Genomic DNA, 19177 nt, shown 5'->3' on the forward strand with positions numbered 1-19177 from the left:
GTCGCAGCGACGATCCCGCCCAGGCGCTGTTGCTGCCCGGCAAACCGATCGGCGCGCTCGGGCTCGACTTCAGCAACCGGCGGCGCAACCGCGCCAACGGCACCGTCGGCCGCACCGACAAAAACCGGGTGGAGATCATCGTTCAACAAAGCTTCGGTAACTGCCCGCAGTACATTCAGCGCCGCGAACTCTACCCGGTGGACAGCCGGCCACAGCCGGTTGAGCATTTAGCCTCGCTGGATGCGGCGGCGCAGGCGCTGATCCGCGCCGCGGATACCAGCTTCGTTGCCAGCTGCGCGCACCTGGCACTGGCGCAGGGCGGCGTCGATATTTCTCATCGCGGCGGCCGCCCCGGCTTTATCCACCTGGAAGGTGACACGCTGTGGATGCCGGACTTTCGCGGCAACCGCTATATGAACACGCTGGGCAATCTGCTGGCCGAACCGCGGGCGGCGCTGCTGTTCATCGATTTTGAACGCGGCGACGTGCTGCATCTGCAGGGGGAAACGCAGATCCTCTGGCAAGCGGAGGGGCATCCCGCCGTTGAAGGCGCGGAACGCTATTGGCGGTTTGACGTTCGCCGCGCCTGGCGTTTTAAGGCGGCGTTGCCGTGGCGGGGGCGCAATCTGGAGTATTCGCCGGCAACGCTGGCGACCGGGGTGTGGCAGCGCTGAAATGAAAAGCCCCGCTGCGGCGGGGCTGGATCGGAAATTACAGGCTGTGTTCGGCCGCCGATGCGGCCTGATAAAGCTGACGAAAATAATTCAACCGCGCAAAGAACAGGCGGCTTTGCTGCTCCGACATATTGCCGGCCACCTGCCCGGCGTCAATCTGCCGCCCTTGCCATTCCATCAGAGCGATGCTCGACGCCAAAAAATCCATTTCGCTGCCGTAGGCCGCGAGATGTCTGTCCACTGATTTCATCATTCGCACACTCCTTTTAATTACATCGAAAAGGGTCATATGCCTGCTCTTTCAGTATCGGCCCGGCGGAGGATATTTTTTGTACAGAAGGTGCGCATAAAGAAAACGATCATCTTGTTGCCGCGCGGGCAAACGGCGGCGGCAAAATTTGCTAGGGTAAAGGGTAGCCGTATGGGATAGACCACTCTGTTGAACTCAGCAAAGAAGGAAGAGACTCATGAGCACCAGCATCTGCGCTACCCTCAAGGATCCCGCGCTGTTCCGCGAGGCCAACTACATCGACGGGCAATGGTTGCCGGCCCAGGAAGGCCGTTCGATCGCCATTCATAACCCCGCCAACGGCGAGCTGGTTGGCCACGTACCGGCCTTCGGCGCCGAAGAAACCGCACGCGCCATCGCCGCCGCCAAAAAAGCGCTGCCCGCCTGGCGCGCGCTGACCGCCAAAGAGCGCGCCGGCAAGCTGCGGCGGCTGTTTGAATTGATGATGGAAAATCAGGAAGATCTGGCGCGCATCATGACGGCGGAACAGGGCAAACCGCTGGCCGAAAGCCGCGGTGAAATCGCCTATGCCGCCTCCTTTATCGAATGGTTCGCCGAGGAAGGCAAGCGGGTCTACGGCGACACCATTCCGCAGCCCCAGGCCGGTCGCCGCATCATCGTGCAAAAAGAGCCGATCGGCGTGTTCGCCGCCATCACCCCGTGGAACTTCCCGGCGGCGATGATCACCCGCAAAGCCGGCCCCGGCTGGGCCGCAGGCTGCACCGGGGTGATCCGCCCCGCCAGCCAGACCCCGTTCTCGGCGCTGGCGATCGCCGTGCTGGCGGAGCGCGCCGGGCTGCCCGCCGGGGTATGCAACGTGATAACAGGCCCCAGCAAAGGCATCGGCGGCGAACTCACCGCCAACCCGGACGTGCGCAAACTCTCCTTCACCGGCAGCACCGAAGTCGGTGCGCAGCTGCTGGCCCAGTGTGCGCCCACCATCAAGAAAACCAGCATGGAGCTGGGCGGCAACGCGCCGTTTATCGTGTTTGACGACGCCGATCTGGACGCCGCCGTGGCCGGCGCGGTCGCCTCGAAATACCGCAATGCCGGCCAGACCTGCGTCTGCACCAACCGTTTTCTGGTGCAAGACAGCGTATACGATGCCTTCGCTGCCAAACTGAAAGCCGCCGTCGCCAAGCTGAAAGTCGGCAACGGCCTGGATGACGGCGTCACCATCGGCCCGTTGATTAACCCGGACGCGGTGGAGAAAGTGCGCGAGCATATCGCCGACGCCGTCGAGCACGGCGCCTCGGTGCTGCTGGGCGGCAAGCCTGACGCGCTGGGCGGCAATTTCTTCACCCCGACCATCCTGACCGATGTGCCGCGCACGGCGAAAATCTTCCGCGAGGAGACGTTCGGCCCGGTGGCGCCCCTGATCCGCTTCAGCCAGGAGGCCGACGCCGTCGAACTGGCCAACGACACGCCGTTCGGCCTGGCCGCTTACTTCTACAGCCGCGACATCGGCCGAGTGATGCGCGTGGCCGAAGCGCTGGAGTACGGCATTGTCGGCATCAACGAAGGGTTGATTTCCACCGAGGTGGCGCCGTTCGGCGGCATGAAACACTCCGGTTTGGGCCGCGAAGGATCGAAGTACGGCATCGAGGACTATCTCGAAATCAAATACCTATGCCTTGGCGGCGTGGATGCCTGATGTGAGGGGCTCCGGACATAAGGCCGACATTCATCCTCGTGAAATGACACTCTTCGCTGCATAAAGTTAAAAATGTTATCCAACACCCTCGACGTCGATAGCCCCGTATTCTCTACGGGGCTATAAGTTTATTTCGTCGTCAAACGTATTTTTGCAACGTTAAAAATCCGATATCCAGACCATTGAGCGCAACATGCATACGAGTTCCATCCCAAGCCATCGCCAACTCAGCAGGAGCAGCCACTTCCGTCCCTTCGCGCAACGAAAATCCGCCCTGAGCCACCGCATTGGCAGCCCTATCATAGCTACCGCCAACAGGTTTTCCGATATATAAGGCTGAAGAGTCGGGTGTATCGATATACCAAGGTAACCCGCTATACTGGCCAAGGGTCAATTGTATCCCGGCACCACGCAAAGCTGGCCGCACGCTATTCTTTCCTGTAATGCGCCAATGCTCCGCCACGCTTCGACCACTCCCTAATAGTTTCACAGGTGAATCAATGGCGTCTTCGCTTTGTTCAATGGTCAAATTGCGAGGAACATTGATCGTCGTCGCCGTCGTCGTTAAGCAAACAGCTTTAGTCCCTTTGACAATCAATTCGTCGATATCACAATCGGCAGCCAACAGCACAATGGGGAGCGTCCCTTCAGGCAATCCTCGATTAAAACTCAAGCGACGAATAACGCAATTGGCCAAGATACGGCACATGGCCGTGTTCGCAGCGTATGCAGCCGAGAATTCGCCTACATTGATCTCGTCAATCATCAGTTGCGGCATTTTGATAAAAAAGCTGTCCGCACTATCGACTTTTCCAATGTCGATGCGGCCAATGCGACAGCGGCTTTGCTGACCAGAGGCGGACAGCGCGAAACTGTGATAACAGGAACGCAGCGTAATATCATCGATTACCGTATCTTCAGAGCCATCGTGTAATTCAATCCCGCTCAAGCACGCCCCAATAGAAACAGAGCGTATAGAATGCCTTGTCCCCGAAGAATAGACTGCACATGCACGATTTTTGATTGCTGTACTGGTCGGATTGTTTAGAAAATAACAGTCACCAGCGTTGATATTGACGCAACTGTTATTCTCTCCGGAACAGATAACCACCCCACTGCCCCATCCACCACACTGCACGTTCGAAATAAAATTATTTTTCCCAAGGTCTCCATCTTGAGCAATACTTAAAACCGCACCAGCAAGGTAACCAGCCTCTGGTTTATCAGAGGGGACACCTGCGCCCAACATACGGATATTTGTTACATTATTATTATTACCTTTGATCAGCACCCCGTCACCAAGGCAATAACCACATGTAATATCCGATATCACGTTACCGTCATTGTAGGTGGCAAAAAAATCATCACGGCACTCATCGATGATAATATCATGCGCCAGCGAGCGTCCCTGAAGGCTGAATCCGTCACAGAACCCACTTAATTGCATATGGTGAAAATAACTTCCTTCTCCACCGGAATAACCCACATGACTTTTCACCACGTTATAAACGCTATTGCGAGTAGCATTACCAAGCAATTTACCGCCAAACATCTCTACGCCATGAAGATAATCGTAGGTTCCAGTCAGTGACGTTTCATTGGCAAACATCGGTTTTACGTGCCCCGTCTTGGCTCTGATCGTAGCACCGTTTAAATTGATAGTTTTGCGCGCCGTTCTACCGTCTTTCACGTTTACCGTATTCGAAGTTAAATACACGGCACCCGCTCGACAAATGACACTATAGGGAGAGATGAAACAACGCGTTAACGACTCCGTATCGTCCGTCACATTGTCGCCTCGTGCACCATACATCGCGGGTGTAATAAGGCCAGACACGTCAAGCACTCTCACCCATGTCCAGTTTTCTGCCGATTTGATATAAATGCCTCCATCGTCATTAAATACGGCAGATTGCACAGCGGTAAATACGCCACCGCCTTCGGGAATTCCGGTAGTCGTATTCCAATCGGAATAATAAGAAGTAACCTCAATCAACTCGCCCGCTATAGCAGGCAGAGTTTTTCGCAACGTAGCAATATCGGGACAAGTATTCATCATTCCACCCTTGAGTATTTTTAGGAACCGTTATCGGCATACTCAATACTAATGGCTGCGCACTTGCTCTGCTCTTTCTATTCGTTGTGCCATCGTGGAATAAGCCAAGGCAGAGATTCCACTCTGCCGATAAAAAAACCGAACTCACTCCAGGTATTCCGCCTCGCTGACCGGCTCCAGCCAGGTCACCGGAGTGCCGTCCAGCGCTTCGGCGATGGCGATATGAGTCATGGCGGTGTCCGGCGTCGCGCCGTGCCAGTGTTTGACGCCTGCCGGGATCCAGACGATATCGCCGGGATGCATTTCCTGCGTGGCCTCGCCCCACATCTGGATCCACCCGCGCCCCTGAGTGACGATCAGCGTCTGGCCGAGCGGATGGGTATGCCAGGCCGTGCGGGCGCCGGGTTCGAAGGTGACGGTCGCGCCGCCCACTCTGGCCGGCGCGTCACCGGCGAAGGGTGCGTCAATGCGTACCTGCCCGGTAAAGTAATCCGCCGAACCGCGCTGTGATGGGATAGAACCGCTGCGTTGTATTTTCATCTGTCGTGTCCTCCACGTCGGCTTTCCAACCGACGCTGATAGTTATGAGTCAGTGATGCCAAGATAGCGCCGTGTTTTTCCGGCGACTAGCGGGTAAAATGCGCAAGGAGCTATGAGCTCAATTCATAAATCTACGCGCGGCAGCGCCCCAACCTAGCTCTCCGGTGCCGGTATGTTGAAAGAAAACTTTAACGATCTGATCGCTTTCCTGATGGTCGCCAGGGAACGCAGCTTCACCAAAGCGGCGGCGCAGCTTGGCGTTTCCCAATCGGCGCTCAGCCACGCCATTCGCGGCCTGGAAGAACGCCTGGCGCTGCGTTTGCTCACGCGCACCACCCGCAGCGTCGCCCCCACCGAGGCCGGTGAACGGCTGCTCAACAACATCGGTCCACGCTTGGCGGAGATAGAAAACGAGCTGAACGCGCTGGGTGAAATGCGCGATCGGCCCGCCGGCAACATCCGCATCACCGCCGGCGAACACGCGGTGGATGCGGTGCTGTGGCCGGTGCTGCGCACTTTTCTCGTCGATTACCCGGATATCAACGTGGAAATCACCGTCGACAACAGCCTGACCGACATCGTCGCCGGACGATTCGACGCCGGCATCCGGCTGGGGGAACAGGTGGCGAAGGACATGGTTGCGGTGCGCATCGGGCCGGATATGCGCATGGTGCCGGTCGCCTCCCCGGCCTATTTCGCCCGTTGCGGCCGCCCCGCCACACCGCAATCACTGCAAAACCATCGCTGCATCAACATGCGCCTGCCCACCCTCGGCGGGCTGTACGCCTGGGAATTTGCCCGCGATGGCCGGGAGATTAAAGTGCGGGTGGAGGGGCAACTGACCTTCAACAGCCTGCGCCAGCGGATCGACGCCGCGCAGCTCGGCCTCGGCATCGCCTTTGTGCCGGAAGATACCGTCGCCGAGCCGCTGGCCGACGGGCGGTTGCAGATGGCGCTGGAGGACTGGTGCCCGCCGTTTCCCGGCTATTACCTCTATTATCCAAGCCGCAGGCAGCACACCACCGCCTTTGCGCTGCTGATTGAGGCGCTGCGACGCGGGGCTTAGCGCCCGACGTTCTTCTGCAGATACGCCGGGTAGCGCTCGCCGATCACGTCGATAGCGCAGAGCGCACGCTCAATCTCGCCCAGTTCGTCCGCCGCCAACACCACCGACTCCGCCGCAAGGTTTTCTTCCAGCCGGTGACGCTTGGTGGTTCCCGGGATCGGCACGATCCACGGCTGCTGCGCCAGCAACCAGGCCAGGGCGATCTGCGCCGGCGTCACGCACTTGCGCTGCGCTATCTGCCCCAGCACGCTCACCAGCGCCTGATTGGCCCGGCGCGCTTCGGCGCTGAAGCGCGGCACCAGGTTGCGAAAATCGCCGCTGTCAAAGGTGGTGTCCTCGGTGATGGCACCGGTGAGAAAGCCCTTGCCGAGCGGGCTGAACGGCACCAGGCCGATGCCCAGTTCTGCCAGCGTCGGCAAGATTTCACGCTCCGGCTCGCGCCACCACAGCGAATATTCGCTTTGCAGCGCCGTGACCGGCTGTACCGCGTGAGCTCGCCGAATGGTTTGCGCGCCGGCTTCCGACAGACCGAAATACTTCACTTTCCCTTCGCGAATCAGTTGCTGCACCGTACCGGCCACCTCCTCGATAGGCACCTCAGGATCGACGCGGTGCTGATACAGCAAATCGATCGTCTCTATCCGCAGGCGCTTCAACGAGCCTTCCACCGCCCGGCGAATATGCTCCGGACGGCTGTTCAACACCTGCTGCCCCGCCGGCTGCGGCAGATCGAAACCGAATTTGGTGGCGATGACGACCCTATCACGCACCGGTGCCAGCGCTTCGCCCAGCAGCTCCTCGTTCGTGAACGGGCCGTAAATCTCCGCGGTATCGAAGAACGTCACGCCTTCGTCGACCGCAGCACGGATCAGATCGATCGCCTGCCGTTTGTCGGTGGCCGGGCCGTAGCCAAAGCTCAGCCCCATGCAGCCCAACCCCAACGCCGAGACTTCCAGTCCTTCGCGCCCCAACTTGCGTGTTTGCATCTTCATTCTCCCGCTGATTGATACCGGCCCCGCCTGACGCGGAGCCGCTCCGGTGTGGTGACTGTAAAACGCGACTGCCGCCATGACTATGGGGCGAAATACGCTTGGGCTTATGAGCCAGGCTCATGAATCCGTTAACCGTCGCTGGGAGCGGAGTTTTTGCGGGAACGTTCCTGCCCGAGATACTCTATACTGATGTCAGGATGCCTTACCCTTTTCGTTTAGCGTCATGTAGATGGAGCGACAGATGGCTAACTCTGAATCGACCTGCGATTCCCTTTCAATACCAGTGGCAGATTTATTCCATGACCAATAAGAAAAGCGCCGTGCTGACCCCGGCGGCAATGCTATTGCTACATCCCATGTTTGCCAGCCAGGCGCTGGCGGCAGAAAATAATGAAGAGAAAAGCGACACCCTGGTGGTGATGGCGCAACCCACCGGATTGACCGAGCTGGGATCGCCGGTGTCCGTCAGCGTGATCGACGGCCAGGACCTGCGCAACGCCGCCCCGCAGATTAACCTGTCGGAAAACCTCGGCAGCGTGCCGGGCCTGCAGCTTCAAAACCGGCAAAACTATGCGCAGGATCTGCAGCTGTCGATACGCGGGTTCGGCAGCCGTTCGATGTTCGGCGTGCGCGGCGTGCGCATGTACGTCGACGGCATTCCCGCCACCATGCCCGACGGCCAGGGACAAACCTCCAATATCGACATCAATTCCGTCGAACGCATCGAGGTGCTGCGCGGCCCCTATTCCGCGCTGTACGGCAACGCCTCGGGCGGGGTGATCAATGTTGATACGATTACCGGCACCCAGCCGCCGACGCTGGAGGCCGGCGGCTATTTCGGCAGCGACAACACCTGGCGCTACGGGGTGAAAGCGACCGGCGCCACCGGCGACGGCACCCAGGCCGGCGACGTCAACTACGCCATTTCGGGCACCCGCTTCACCACTCAGGGCTACCGCGATCACAGCGCCGCGCGGAAAAACCTCGGCAACGGCAAGCTCGGCGTGCGGCTGGACGACGTCAGCACCCTGACGCTGATGTTCAACAGCGTCTCGATTGACGCCGGCGATCCGGGCGGCCTGACCGAAGCGGAATGGAAGGAAAACCCGCGCCAGGCGCCGCGCGCGGATCAATACAACACCCGCAAATCGCTCGATCAAACCCAGGCCGGCCTGCGCTATCAGCGCCAGATGAGCGAGCGCGACGAACTGACGCTGACCGCTTACCACGGCGAACGCCACACCACGCAGTACCAATCGATCCCGATGGGGCCGCAGCTCAACCCCACCCACGCCGGCGGGGTGATCGTGCTGGAAAGAAAATATCAGGGCATTGACACTCGCTGGAAGCATGAGGATACTCTCGCATCGTTACCGGTAACACTGATCGGCGGTCTGGATTATGAAACCATGACCGAACGCCGCCAGGGGTTCGAAAACTTTATTCTGCGAGACGGCACAGTGGACTACGGCGAGAAAGGCGACCAGCGGCGCAACGAGAAGAACCGCATCTGGAACCTGGATCCTTACCTGCAAACCTCCTGGCAACTGACGCCACACTGGACGCTGGACGCCGGCCTGCGCTACAGCACGGTCAGCTTCGACTCGACCGATTACTACATCACGCCGCGCAACGGCGACGACAGCGGCAGCAAACGCTACCACCAGTGGCTGCCGATGGGCTCGCTCAACTACAAGATCAACCCGGCGTGGAACGTTTATCTCTCCGCCGGCCGCGGCTTTGAAACCCCGACCATCAACGAACTCTCCTACCGCCCCGACGGCCAGACGGGCCTCAATATCGGCCTGCAGCCATCCACCAGCGACACCGTCGAACTGGGCAGCAAGCGGCGCCTCGGCAACGGCCTGGTGAGCGCCGCGCTGTTCCAGACCGATACCGACAACGAGCTGGTGGTGGCGGAAAGCAGCGGCGGACGCACCAGCTACGCCAACGCCGGCAAAACCCGGCGGCGCGGCCTGGAGCTGGCGCTGGATCAGGAGTTTGCGCTGGACTGGCGGCTGCATATGGCCTGGACGCTGCTGGACGCCACCTACCGCAGCGAAATGTGCGGCAAAGCCGGCTGCACCCCCGCCGGCAATCGCCTGCCGGGCATCGCCCGCAACATGGGCTACGCCTCGCTGGCGTTTGCGCCGCCGGAAGGCTGGCACGCCGGCGCGGAACTGCGCTACATGAGCGACATTCAGGCCAATGACGCCAACAGCGCGCAGGCCCCCGCTTACACCGTGGCCGGCGTAAACGCCGGCTATCGCTTTACCTGGGACCGCTGGGCGCTGGACGTGTTCAGCCGGGTGGACAATGTTTTCGATCGCCGATACGTCGGTTCGGTGATCGTCAACGAAGGCAACGGCCGCTATTTCGAGCCGGCGCCGGGGCGCAACTGGGGTGGCGGCGCCACCTTGTCTTATCGCTTTGAATAAGGCAAAGCACCTTAAGGTTAAAAAACGGGATGGGTTTTACGTCACCCTAGCGGCTTCTCGCTGAAATAATAGGGAGAAACCGCGTGTTTTTTCCGATTTGGCTTAATCTCTAAATCGGGGACTTTCATTTTTGGTAAGGGTATTGCTATGCAAAATAAAGCGTCACTATCGCCGCTTATCGTCATAACGGCGCTGTTTGCCGCGCTGAGCGGGCTTTATCTGCTCGGCGGCGGCATCTGGCTGGCCAAGTTGGGCGGTTCGCTGTATTACATCATCGCCGGGCTGGTGCTGCTGGCGACCTCCTGGCTGCTGTTCCGCCGCCGCGCCACCGCGCTGCTGCTGTACGCGGTATTCCTGCTGGGCACCACCATTTGGGCCCTGTGGGAAGTGGGCCCGGACTTCTGGGCGCTGACGCCGCGCCTGGACGTCACCTTCTTCTTCGGCCTGTGGCTGGTGCTGCCGTTTATCTACCGTAAGCTGGTGGCCAACGGCAAGTTCGCCTACGGCGCGCTGAGCGCGGCGCTGGCGATCACCGTCATCGCGCTGGCCTATGCCGTATTCAACGATCCGCAAGAGATCAACGGCACGCTCGACGCTGCTCAGGTACAGCCGAAAGACGCCACCGGGTCCGACTGGCCGGCCTATGGCCGCACCCAGGAAGGCACCCGTTACTCGCCGCTGAGCCAGATCAACGACAAAAACGTTGGCCAGTTGCAAGAAGCCTGGCGCTTCCAGACCGGCGATCTGAAGACCGCCAACGATCCGGGTGAGATCACCAACGAAGTCACGCCGATCAAAATCCGCGATACCCTTTACATGTGTACGCCGCACCAGAAGCTGTTTGCGCTGGATGCCGCCACCGGTAAAGAAAAGTGGAAATTTGATCCGCAGCTGAAGTACAACCCGACCTTCCAGCACATCACCTGCCGCGGCGTGTCTTACCACGAAACCGCCGCAGCCGCGGGCGCCGCCGGCGATGCCGCACCGGCGATGTGCGCACGCCGCATCATTCTGCCGGTCAACGACGGCCGCCTGTTTGCGCTGGACGCCGAAACCGGCAAACCGTGCCCGGACTTCGCCAACAACGGCGAGCTGAACCTGCAGAGCAACATGCCGTATGCCACACCGGGCCACTACGAGCCGACTTCGCCGCCGGTGATCACCGATAACGTGATCGTCGTCGCCGGCGCCGTGACCGACAACTACTCCAACCGTGAGCCTTCCGGCGTGATCCGCGGCTTCGATGTCAACAGCGGCAAGCTGCTGTGGGCCTTCGATCCGGGCGCGAAAGATCCGAACGCCATCCCGGCGGATGAGCATCACTTCGTGCCGAACTCGCCGAACTCCTGGGCGCCGGCCGCCTATGACGCCAAGCTGGATATCGTCTATCTGCCGATGGGCGTCGCCACGCCGGACATCTGGGGCGGCAACCGCACGCCGGAAATGGAGCGCTACGCCAGCGGCCTGCTGGCGCTGAACGCCTCCACCGGCAAACTGGCCTGGTTCTATCAGACCGTCCACCACGACCTGTGGGATATGGACGTGCCGGCGCAGCCGACCCTGGCGGACATTACCGACAAGAGCGGTAAAAAAGTGCCGGTCATCTACGTGCCGACCAAAACCGGCAACATCTTCGTGCTGAACCGCACCAACGGCGAACTGGTGGTGCCGGCGCCGGAGAAACCGGTACCGCAGGGCCCGGCCAAAGGCGATCGCCTGTCACCGACCCAGCCGTTCTCCGAGCTGACCTTCCGTCCTGAGAAGAAACTGACCGGCGCCGACATGTGGGGCGCGACCATCTATGATCAGCTGGTCTGCCGCGTGATGTTCCACAGCCTGCGCTACGAAGGCACCTTCACCCCGCCATCCGAGCAGGGCACGCTGGTGTTCCCGGGCAACCTGGGCATGTTCGAGTGGGGCGGCCTGGCCGTCGATACCGATCGCGAAATCGCCATCGCCAACCCGATCGCGCTGCCGTTCGTCTCCAAACTGATCCCACGCGGCCCAGGCAACCCGATTGAGCCGCCGGAAGGCGACAAAGGCGGCAGCGGCACCGAGTCCGGCGTACAGCCGCAGTATGGCGTGCCGTTCGGCGTCACCCTGAACCCGTTCCTGTCACCGTTTGGTCTGCCGTGCAAACAGCCGGCCTGGGGTTACATTTCCGCCGTGGATCTGAAAACCAACGACATCGTGTGGAAAAAACGCATCGGCACCGTGCGCGACAGCTCACCGTTGCCGCTGCCGTTCAAAATGGGCATGCCAATGCTGGGCGGCCCGGTGACCACCGCCGGTAACGTGTTCTTCATCGGCGCCACCGCAGACAACTACCTGCGCGCCTTCAGCGTGACCAACGGTGAAAAACTGTGGGAAGCGCGCTTGCCGGCCGGCGGCCAGGCGACGCCGATGACCTATGAGGTCAACGGCAAGCAGTACGTGCTGATCTACGCCGGCGGCCACGGTTCCTTCGGCACCAAGCTGGGCGACTACGTGGTCGCTTACGCTCTGCCCGATCAGAAGTAACCACCGCCGTTAGTACCCCGCAAAGCACGCCGCAAGGCGTGCTTTTTCTTTTTACGCCACCGCCCGATGCCCCCTTGCAATACCCTTAATTTTTTCACCCCCACCATTGATAATGGTTATCATTCGCAATATTATGAATACATGGCCCCGGCAGCGGCCTGTAATCCTTGCAATACAGCGATCGGCCGCCTGCCGGCGGCCTTATTCGGAGGCGCATGGTCGACCATACTCGGAAGCATCGAAAGAAAATTCTGCAAGCGGCGGTGAGGACGCGGCGCGCCGGTCTGCCGTTCGCGGCGGACTCTCCAGCCACCCCGCCCTTTATTGCGTTGCCCCATCCGCCGAAGGCCGTGCTGGTGCACCTGGTCGGCCATGATGGCGCACAGGAGGGGCGAGAATGAACCTGCAACCCTTTACCGCCATGCTGATGTTCGCCTACGTGCTGCTGATGGTGCCGCTGCTCTACGTCATCGACAGCCGCCTGAGCGCCAGTAAACTGGTGCGCAAAGCCACGCAAAACCTCATCATCATCGCCTTGACGCTGTTGTTCTTCAGCGCGATGACGCTTTTATACTGAGGCCACCTCGCCGGTGCCCCGCGGCCGGTTACCCGGCCTCCCGGCGTTTGGCCCGCGGATATTTCCACAGCCAGCGTCCGCTGACCATGCGCCAGTAGAACAAGGCGCCGCGCACCGCCCAATCGAGGAACATCCCCAACCAGACCCCCACCACGCCCATGCCCAGTTCGATACCCAGCGCGTAGCCCGCCACCACGCGGCAGCCCCACATGCCGAGCATCGTCACCCACATGGCAAAGCGGGCGTCGCGCGCGCCTTTCAGCCCGGCGGGCAACACCCAGGAAGCGGCCCAGATCGGCATAAAGGCGGCGTTGAGCCAAATCAGGGTTTTCACCACCGTTTTCACGTCATCCTGCGAGGTATAAAACGCGGCGAATACCCCGGCCAACGGCGCCGTGCCCCAGGCGATAGCGGTCAACCCAAGGGTAGACAGCCAGAAAATATGGCGCAGCTGCCGTTCCGCCTGACCGATCTCGCCTTTGCCGAGCCGCCGGCCGACGATGATGGTCGAAGCCGAGCCCAGCGCGTTGCCCGGCAAGTTGATCAACGAAGCGATGGAGAAGGCGATGAAGTTACCGGCGATCACGTTGGTGCCCATGCCGGCGACGAACATCTGCGTCAACAGTTTGCCGCCGTTGAACAGCACCGATTCGACGCTGGCGGGAATGCCGATCCCCAGCACTTCCCACAGGATGCTCATCTTCAGCGGCGTGAAATAGCTTTTCAGCGTGATGTGCAGCGCCGGATTAAAACCGATCGCCAGCACATAGAGGATGGCAATGGCGCCGATATAGCGGGAAATCGTCAGCCCCAGCCCGGCGCCGACGAAGCCCAGCCCGTGCCAGCCCAGCATGCCGTAAATCAGGATGCTGCTGATGATGATATTGAGGATATTCATGCCGCCGTTGATCAGCAGCGGGATCTTGGTGTTGCCCGCGCCGCGCAACGCGCCGCTGCCAATCAGCGCAATCGCCGCCGCCGGGTAGCTCCACACCGTGGTTTGCAGGTAAGAGAGCGCCAGCGCTTTCACCTCAGGCGAGGCCGCACCGGCGATCACATCAATGATAGGCTCACCCGCCAGGTGAATGCCCGCCGCCAACAGCAACGCCACACCGGTCATCAGGACCAGCGACTGACGCGCCGCCGCCCGCGCGCGCCGGCGATCCCGCTTGCCGAGGCTGAAGGCCACCACCACGGTGGTGCCGAGATCCACCGCGGCGAAAAAGGCGATGATCACCATGTTGAAGCTGTCCGCCAGCCCCACCCCGGCCATCGCCTCTTTGCCGAGCCAACTCACCAGAAAGGTGCTCAGCACCCCCATCAACAGAACGCAGGCGTTCTCCAGAAAGATCGGCACCGCCAGCGGCGTGATTTCGCGCCAGAACAGCACGCGGTAGCTTTTCCGTTTGGTGTACCAAGGCGTATTTTCCACGCGCTGACGCAGTGCGGCATACAGGTTCAAGGTGGGCTCGATGGATAAAAGTGAAACATCATTTCAAATGATGAGCGATAAATCGTTATCCTGCAAAGAATTTTTGGGCGCCCGTGGCGAGCGCCCGACAGGCACACCGTAGCGCTACTCCATGTAGTCTTCCTGATCGGCCTGCGCCGCCGCGATAAAGCGCGCGGTGCTGCGGCTGAGCGTGGCGCATTTGTCCGTCAGCAGCTGATCACCCTGTTGCAGAGTCAGGTAACGCGCCTGGGTGAGCGCCGGCAACTGCCGATACCCTGCCGCATGCGTATCCCAGCCGCGGTGCTGCGCTGCACGCATCGCAGTGCGTTGCAATTTCACGTCGTCCGGCACGTCGCTGCGCCCGCAGTCCACGCGCAGGAAATGCCCGCCGGCCAGCATCAAAGCGATGTGATCCAATTGCGCCTGCAGCGGCGGCGCCGGTTGATGCGCCGTCTGCTGACAACCCGCAAGCAGCAGCAACGCCGCCGCGCCGCAAAGAGACGTGCGAAACAGAGTAGACATGGACGCTCCCGGAAACCTGTGGGTGATGCAATGATCTTAGGTGAGCGGATGCCGGGCGGCAAGGCGGGCAGCACGCTTAGCGCCGGCCGCTGCTGACCTTGGTGGCGCGGGCGGGGTTGCCGGCGACAAATTCCAGCGTGGGGGAATAGTAAAACGGCAGCCAGGCGTTATAGCCGCTCTCCCACTCCCATTTGACCGGGCAGGGCCACAGCATGTCTTCATGCAGGATGTAATAAATCCACCGCCCGGGCGGACGGCGCGGTTTGCGCATTTTCATAGCGAGTACGACGGCCTGATGACGTGCGATAAGGTGAACTGCTGCATTTTACCGCGATTTGGGTCGCGGGGACAGCCTGCGTTGCCGCGTGAAGCGCCCGCTAAATCTCACCCGGTGATTCGGCGTAAAGTCCGCCGTTTTACTGATCCAGAACATCTTTCTCATTCACCTTATTGATATATTGATTGAAAATCATTCCTATTCAGGAGGAAGGGCCATGGTTAAGTCATTGAATGCGGTGTTCACGCGCCTTTTTGATCGTCCGGACGCCGGCAAGTTGGCGCTCAGACTGACCTTCGGCGGACTGATGCTGTTTCACGGCGTGGCGAAGATTCAGCACGGCGTCGGTTGGATCGCCGGTGCGTTGCAGGATCACGGGCTGCCCGCCTTCATCGCCTACGGCGTGTATGTGGGGGAGATCCTGGCACCGATACTGATCATTTTGGGGCTGTTCACCCGCCCCGCCGCGCTGGTTTACGCCTTTACGCTGGTGGTGGCGTTTTTGATGGTGGGCACCGGCAAGGTGTTCAGCGTCACCGACGTCGGCGCCTGGGGCATTGAAAACGAGCTGGTGTTCTTTATGGGCGGGCTCGCCATCCTGCTGCTGGGCAGCGGCAAATACGCGATCGCGCGCAATGAAGCCTATCGGTAAGCCGTGCAATCCATAAGGAGGTTCCTGATGGCGAACCTCCTTTTTGCACGCTTAAGGTTGGGTGAGCAGCGTGTTCGCCATGAAAGACAATAAGGCGGTCGATTCGGGGAAGGCCGCGCGATTCTCTGTGACCGCGCGATCAAACCGCCAGTTCATGATGTAAACCACGGGCGCAGTCGGATATTGATTAATAAAATCCCAATACAGTTGAATTTGCGCATGCAGTTGCTGGTCGTTCATTCCTAACGATGCCGTAGAAGGCGGTACCAACACCCACTTTTGTCCGGCTGCGCTTATCGGCGCCAGGCGATTGTAGGTACTCCACATATCCGCTACCGACCAGTTGTAGTTATCCACCCCAACCCAATCTGGCGTGCTTTTGACGTTGGTCGGGCACGCGGTCGCGGGCGCGCCCTGCTGTATTTCACGGATCCACTCGGCGTTGTTGGCATGTCGGTAGGACAAGATGGTGTAGACGGGGATCGCGACCCCGTACTCCTGCATGGCCTGTCGCAGGGTGCAAACATAGCTGGAGTATTGGTAAGCGTCATATTTTCCCCCGGTCTGTAAGGCAGGAACGTCGAACGGCTCATCGATGAAATAAATGGCGCCGGGCTTATATTTGGCTTCGGCGATCTTCTTGACCGCCGTCCAGATGGCGTTCCAGGAACCTGCGGCCTGGCAGCTGCTGTTCGAGACCGCCCCAGGGCAGATATCGATAAACGGCGAGCCCGATACCGCCCCCGAACCAGCCTGAATGTTCACGGCGCAAGTCCCCCCGGCGCAAACGGGCAGATTGAGGCTTGCCAACGTGTGCACCACATTCAGATTGGTCATACTGAAGCCGGTGCCGGTAATCGCCTTAAGCGCCTCTGTGGCGCTGAAAGACGGCGTGGCGGTTTCATAAAAGTCCAGCCAGTCATAGCCGTAATACTTGATATTGGCGTTGGGGCCCGCCGCCAGCGCATTGGCGCCGATCAGGCACCAGCACAACAGTGCAAAACGTTTCAACATACTCTTCTCCTTCAAACCCTCGTCGATGTTAGCCAAAGGTGGGCGGCAAACGGCGCCGCCAACCGGAAACACCATCGTGGCACCGGCTATCGGCGGTGGCCCGTCGTTTGCGTTGTGCTACGGCAGAACGAACACAGGTCAGATTTTAGGAATATGTCACGTCGGTTTTCTTGCTGAGCGGCAAGGAGATGCGGGTAAAAAAGAACCGTAGAGGAGCCCGGCGGAAATCGCGCTTCATAAGCTGAACCGCCGACTATCGGTCATCAACTCTCGGCCAGGCGGTATACCGGAACCTTGCGCGTGGTGCCGGTCAGGGTGTCGAAGATCTCCGTTTCCGCCGTCACGATCGCCATGCCGGTTTTTCTTAGCCTGCGCACCTCGGCGGCAATGCGCTGTATGCCGAACCAGAACAGTCCGTCCAACGCCGTGACCCGCAGCCCCTGCTCCAGCGCCAGCTTAAGTCGCTCACGCGGCGCCTTGAGCGCTTTGGCGATTTCCCGGTAAGGCAACGCGTCCACGCCCGACGCCGAAGTGCGGTGAATACGGGTCGACAGGCCGTATTGAAAGGCCTCAGGCACGTCGCTTAAATCGCTTTTCAGGCTGTAAACGCAGCCAAAGCGCTTGCCGTTGAACACCACATTTTTTTGACTGATCGACAACTCATCGCGCAGGCCGGCAATCAGCTGCGGCGCCCGCACCAGCAATAAACGAAACGGCAATTCGAAACTGGTCACATAGTCCACGTTGAGCAGCGCAATGCGCAGACGCTGTTCCGCCCCGGCTTGCGTCTGGCGACACTCGTTCAACACCTCGCTCCACTGGCGCGCGAGCCGCGGGGTTTCATCCAGCGGCGCGAAGTGGTATTTCTCGATGTGGTAGTCGATCCTTTCATTCATGTCCGTTGGCCCCTGCGTCAGTCATCATGCCCTCAGCAAATTACCTTACCCGCGGGCAACAGTACAACACCGCGATGAGGTCACTCGGGAAATACGGCGCTGGCTTTCGCCGGAACGGACTACGCGGTCTCGATGAACAGCATCATGCGTCGCAGTGCGTCATCCAGGGCACTGAGCCCGGCATCGTCCAGACAGGCCATCAGCTGTGCGTCATAATCCGCCACCCATTGCCTCGCCTGGTCAAAAATGGGACGAGACGCCGGCATGACGCGCAGATATACCGCGCGCTTATCTTCCGGATCGGGGAAGCGCGCGACCCACCCCCGATTAACCAGTTGGGTGATCGTACGGCCTAGCGCGGTGCGATCGGTCTGCGAATGCGCGATCACCTCACTCATGGCCACGTCGCCCGGAAAACTGTAGAGAATGCGCAACGCGCGCCACTCATGGAGGCTGAGTCCTTGCAAAGCGAGTAACGCAGACAGCCGTTTTTCGCGGTGACGCACCACCTCCGTCATCCTGTAAAGCGCACCATTGGGCAATCCCATTCCCCGTCGGCCGCTATGCCTGTCTTTTTTTTCAGAACCCATACTGTTTCCAATTAGCCTCGACTTTTGCCCTGACCTGTTCAGGATAAGAGTGCCTGTAAGAGGCGGTACCCGCACGTGTTACGCCGCTGAACTGCTCGGGGAACAGGCAGTTGATGATGACTTTGCCGCCGCTGCCGCGCGCCTTGTCTTCTTCCGTCAGGTACGGCACCATCGGGAACTCACGTACGTCCGGGAAAATAAAATGATCGCGCGCCGGATGTGAGCGCGTGGCCAACGCCCAAACCACCTGATCGATATCGACAATATCAATGTCATTGCCGACCAGGATCAGTTTGGGGATCAGGTAGCCCGCATGCGAGCCGAAGACCACCTCCGCCACCTTGCCGGCAAAATCCGCCGCGGTGGTATTCATTCCGGCCAGTTTTTCGATATCGACGGAGACCACCGCCCAACAGGTCGCCGCCTCATAGGAACACCAGACAAAGTCAACGGGCAAGGCCGCGCTCTGCAGGGTTTCCAGCAGTTGAGCTGATATCATGGTGCCCCAGATCGTATGATTTTCTTCCGGCGGCGTGCCGGCGACGCAAATCGGCAAAATGGGGTCATCGCGAAACGTCACCGCACGCACATGGAACACCGGCTGTTCATGGCCTTGCTGGTGTTGATAGCCGTGATACTCCCCCATCGGCCCTTCCAGCGCCGTCTCCGTCAGGCTGATTTCACCTTCCAGCACAATTTCCGCATTGGCCGGCACCCAGAGATCGTTGGTTTCCGCTTGGGTGAGCGTGACGCTTTTACCGAGCAGCGCGCCGACATAGTCAGGCTCACTGACGCCGGCCGGCAACGGCATCCCCGCGACCGCCACCGCGGCAGGCGGCGCCCCGAGTACCATCGCCCACGGCGTAGGTTTCCCTTCTCGGCGCCACATTTCACGGATCATGCCGATGTGCTGGGTGGGGATTGCCGGGCCGGTGAGACGATTGCGATCGAGCATCATGAGTCTGCC

At 60.1% G+C, this 19177-nt stretch carries 18 protein-coding genes; 7 read left to right on the forward strand and 11 right to left on the reverse strand.

Features of this window, described 5'->3' with window-relative positions:
• On the forward strand, positions 1-674 hold a 674-nt coding region (locus tag ADK28_RS02255), incomplete at its 5' end, for a pyridoxamine 5'-phosphate oxidase family protein (protein WP_048794773.1).
• Between the two features lie 37 nt (positions 675-711).
• Here the strand turns inward: ADK28_RS02255 and ADK28_RS02260 are convergent.
• Positions 712-927 (reverse strand): glycogen synthase, encoded by a 216-nt coding sequence (locus ADK28_RS02260; RefSeq protein WP_004935234.1) that lies wholly within the window; start codon positions 925-927, stop codon positions 712-714.
• A 214-nt stretch (positions 928-1141) separates the two neighbouring features.
• Here ADK28_RS02260 and gabD point away from each other — a divergent pair, with 214 nt between their 5' ends.
• Positions 1142-2617, forward strand: coding sequence for an NADP-dependent succinate-semialdehyde dehydrogenase (gene gabD, locus ADK28_RS02265; RefSeq protein WP_048794774.1), 1476 nt, complete (start codon positions 1142-1144; stop codon positions 2615-2617).
• Positions 2618-2756: 139 nt separating this feature from the next.
• Here gabD and ADK28_RS02270 read toward each other — a convergent pair whose 3' ends face one another.
• Entirely contained in the window at positions 2757-4676 is a 1920-nt protein-coding gene (locus ADK28_RS02270) for a hypothetical protein (RefSeq protein WP_239686198.1), read from the reverse strand.
• A gap of 141 nt (positions 4677-4817) precedes the next feature.
• Complete coding sequence (locus ADK28_RS02275; RefSeq protein ID WP_048794776.1) at positions 4818-5213, reverse strand: (R)-mandelonitrile lyase; 396 nt, start codon at positions 5211-5213, stop codon at positions 4818-4820.
• A gap of 172 nt (positions 5214-5385) precedes the next feature.
• On the opposite strand from ADK28_RS02275, the gene ADK28_RS02280 reads away from it, so the two are divergent.
• The gene (locus ADK28_RS02280) at positions 5386-6279 is read left to right on the forward strand and encodes a LysR family transcriptional regulator (RefSeq protein WP_033639948.1); all 894 of its coding nucleotides are present in this window, start codon (positions 5386-5388) and stop codon (positions 6277-6279) included.
• Here ADK28_RS02280 and ADK28_RS02285 read toward each other — a convergent pair.
• Positions 6276-7265, reverse strand: a complete 990-nt coding sequence (locus ADK28_RS02285; protein WP_033639947.1) for an aldo/keto reductase — start codon at positions 7263-7265, stop codon at positions 6276-6278. The two genes, ADK28_RS02280 and ADK28_RS02285, sit on opposite strands and share 4 nt — an antisense overlap.
• Positions 7266-7570: 305 nt before the next feature.
• Between ADK28_RS02285 and pqqU the strand changes: the two genes are divergently transcribed.
• From pqqU to ADK28_RS02305, 3 genes are all read left to right on the forward strand, one after another.
• On the forward strand, positions 7571-9709 hold the full coding sequence (gene pqqU / locus ADK28_RS02290; protein ID WP_181817268.1) for a TonB-dependent receptor PqqU: 2139 nt from the start codon (positions 7571-7573) through the stop codon (positions 9707-9709).
• 147 nt (positions 9710-9856) lie between these two features.
• The gene (locus tag ADK28_RS02295; protein ID WP_033639946.1) at positions 9857-12229 is read left to right on the forward strand and encodes a glucose/quinate/shikimate family membrane-bound PQQ-dependent dehydrogenase; all 2373 of its coding nucleotides are present in this window, start codon (positions 9857-9859) and stop codon (positions 12227-12229) included.
• A gap of 397 nt (positions 12230-12626) precedes the next feature.
• Positions 12627-12806: a hypothetical protein gene (locus ADK28_RS02305; RefSeq protein ID WP_015378373.1), complete on the forward strand. Its 180-nt coding sequence runs from the start codon at positions 12627-12629 to the stop codon at positions 12804-12806.
• Positions 12807-12834: 28 nt separating this feature from the next.
• On the opposite strand, the gene ADK28_RS02310 is transcribed toward ADK28_RS02305, so the two are convergent.
• The 3 genes from ADK28_RS02310 to ADK28_RS02320 all read right to left on the reverse strand — a co-directional run bounded on the left by ADK28_RS02310 (position 12835) and on the right by ADK28_RS02320 (position 15058).
• Positions 12835-14268, reverse strand: coding sequence for an EmmdR/YeeO family multidrug/toxin efflux MATE transporter (locus ADK28_RS02310; protein WP_048794777.1), 1434 nt, complete (start codon positions 14266-14268; stop codon positions 12835-12837).
• A gap of 114 nt (positions 14269-14382) precedes the next feature.
• Complete coding sequence (gene gspS / locus ADK28_RS02315) at positions 14383-14781, reverse strand: type II secretion system pilot lipoprotein GspS (RefSeq protein ID WP_016927171.1); 399 nt, start codon at positions 14779-14781, stop codon at positions 14383-14385.
• A gap of 76 nt (positions 14782-14857) precedes the next feature.
• Positions 14858-15058 carry a hypothetical protein gene (locus ADK28_RS02320; RefSeq protein ID WP_016927170.1) on the reverse strand — a complete coding sequence of 67 codons (201 nt, stop codon included), beginning with the start codon at positions 15056-15058 and terminating at the stop codon, positions 14858-14860.
• 217 nt (positions 15059-15275) lie between these two features.
• On the opposite strand from ADK28_RS02320, the gene ADK28_RS02325 reads away from it, so the two are divergent.
• Positions 15276-15710: a DoxX family protein gene (locus ADK28_RS02325; RefSeq protein ID WP_033639943.1), complete on the forward strand. Its 435-nt coding sequence runs from the start codon at positions 15276-15278 to the stop codon at positions 15708-15710.
• Between the two features lie 51 nt (positions 15711-15761).
• On the opposite strand, the gene ADK28_RS02330 is transcribed toward ADK28_RS02325, so the two are convergent.
• The 4 genes from ADK28_RS02330 to ADK28_RS02345 all read right to left on the reverse strand — a co-directional run.
• Positions 15762-16724, reverse strand: coding sequence for a hypothetical protein (locus ADK28_RS02330; protein WP_048794778.1), 963 nt, complete (start codon positions 16722-16724; stop codon positions 15762-15764).
• A 263-nt stretch (positions 16725-16987) separates the two neighbouring features.
• The gene (locus ADK28_RS02335) at positions 16988-17620 is read right to left on the reverse strand and encodes a helix-turn-helix domain-containing protein (RefSeq protein ID WP_033639939.1); all 633 of its coding nucleotides are present in this window, start codon (positions 17618-17620) and stop codon (positions 16988-16990) included.
• 119 nt (positions 17621-17739) lie between these two features.
• Complete coding sequence (locus ADK28_RS02340; RefSeq protein ID WP_033639938.1) at positions 17740-18210, reverse strand: MarR family winged helix-turn-helix transcriptional regulator; 471 nt, start codon at positions 18208-18210, stop codon at positions 17740-17742.
• Positions 18200-19177 (reverse strand): UbiD family decarboxylase domain-containing protein (locus ADK28_RS02345; protein ID WP_048794779.1); only part of this gene is annotated, 978 nt, incomplete at its 5' end. The genes ADK28_RS02345 and ADK28_RS02340, both read right to left, overlap by 11 nt.

This window comes from Serratia sp. 506_PEND (assembly GCF_001076875.1).
Taxonomy (GTDB): Bacteria; Pseudomonadota; Gammaproteobacteria; order Enterobacterales; family Enterobacteriaceae; genus Serratia; species Serratia marcescens.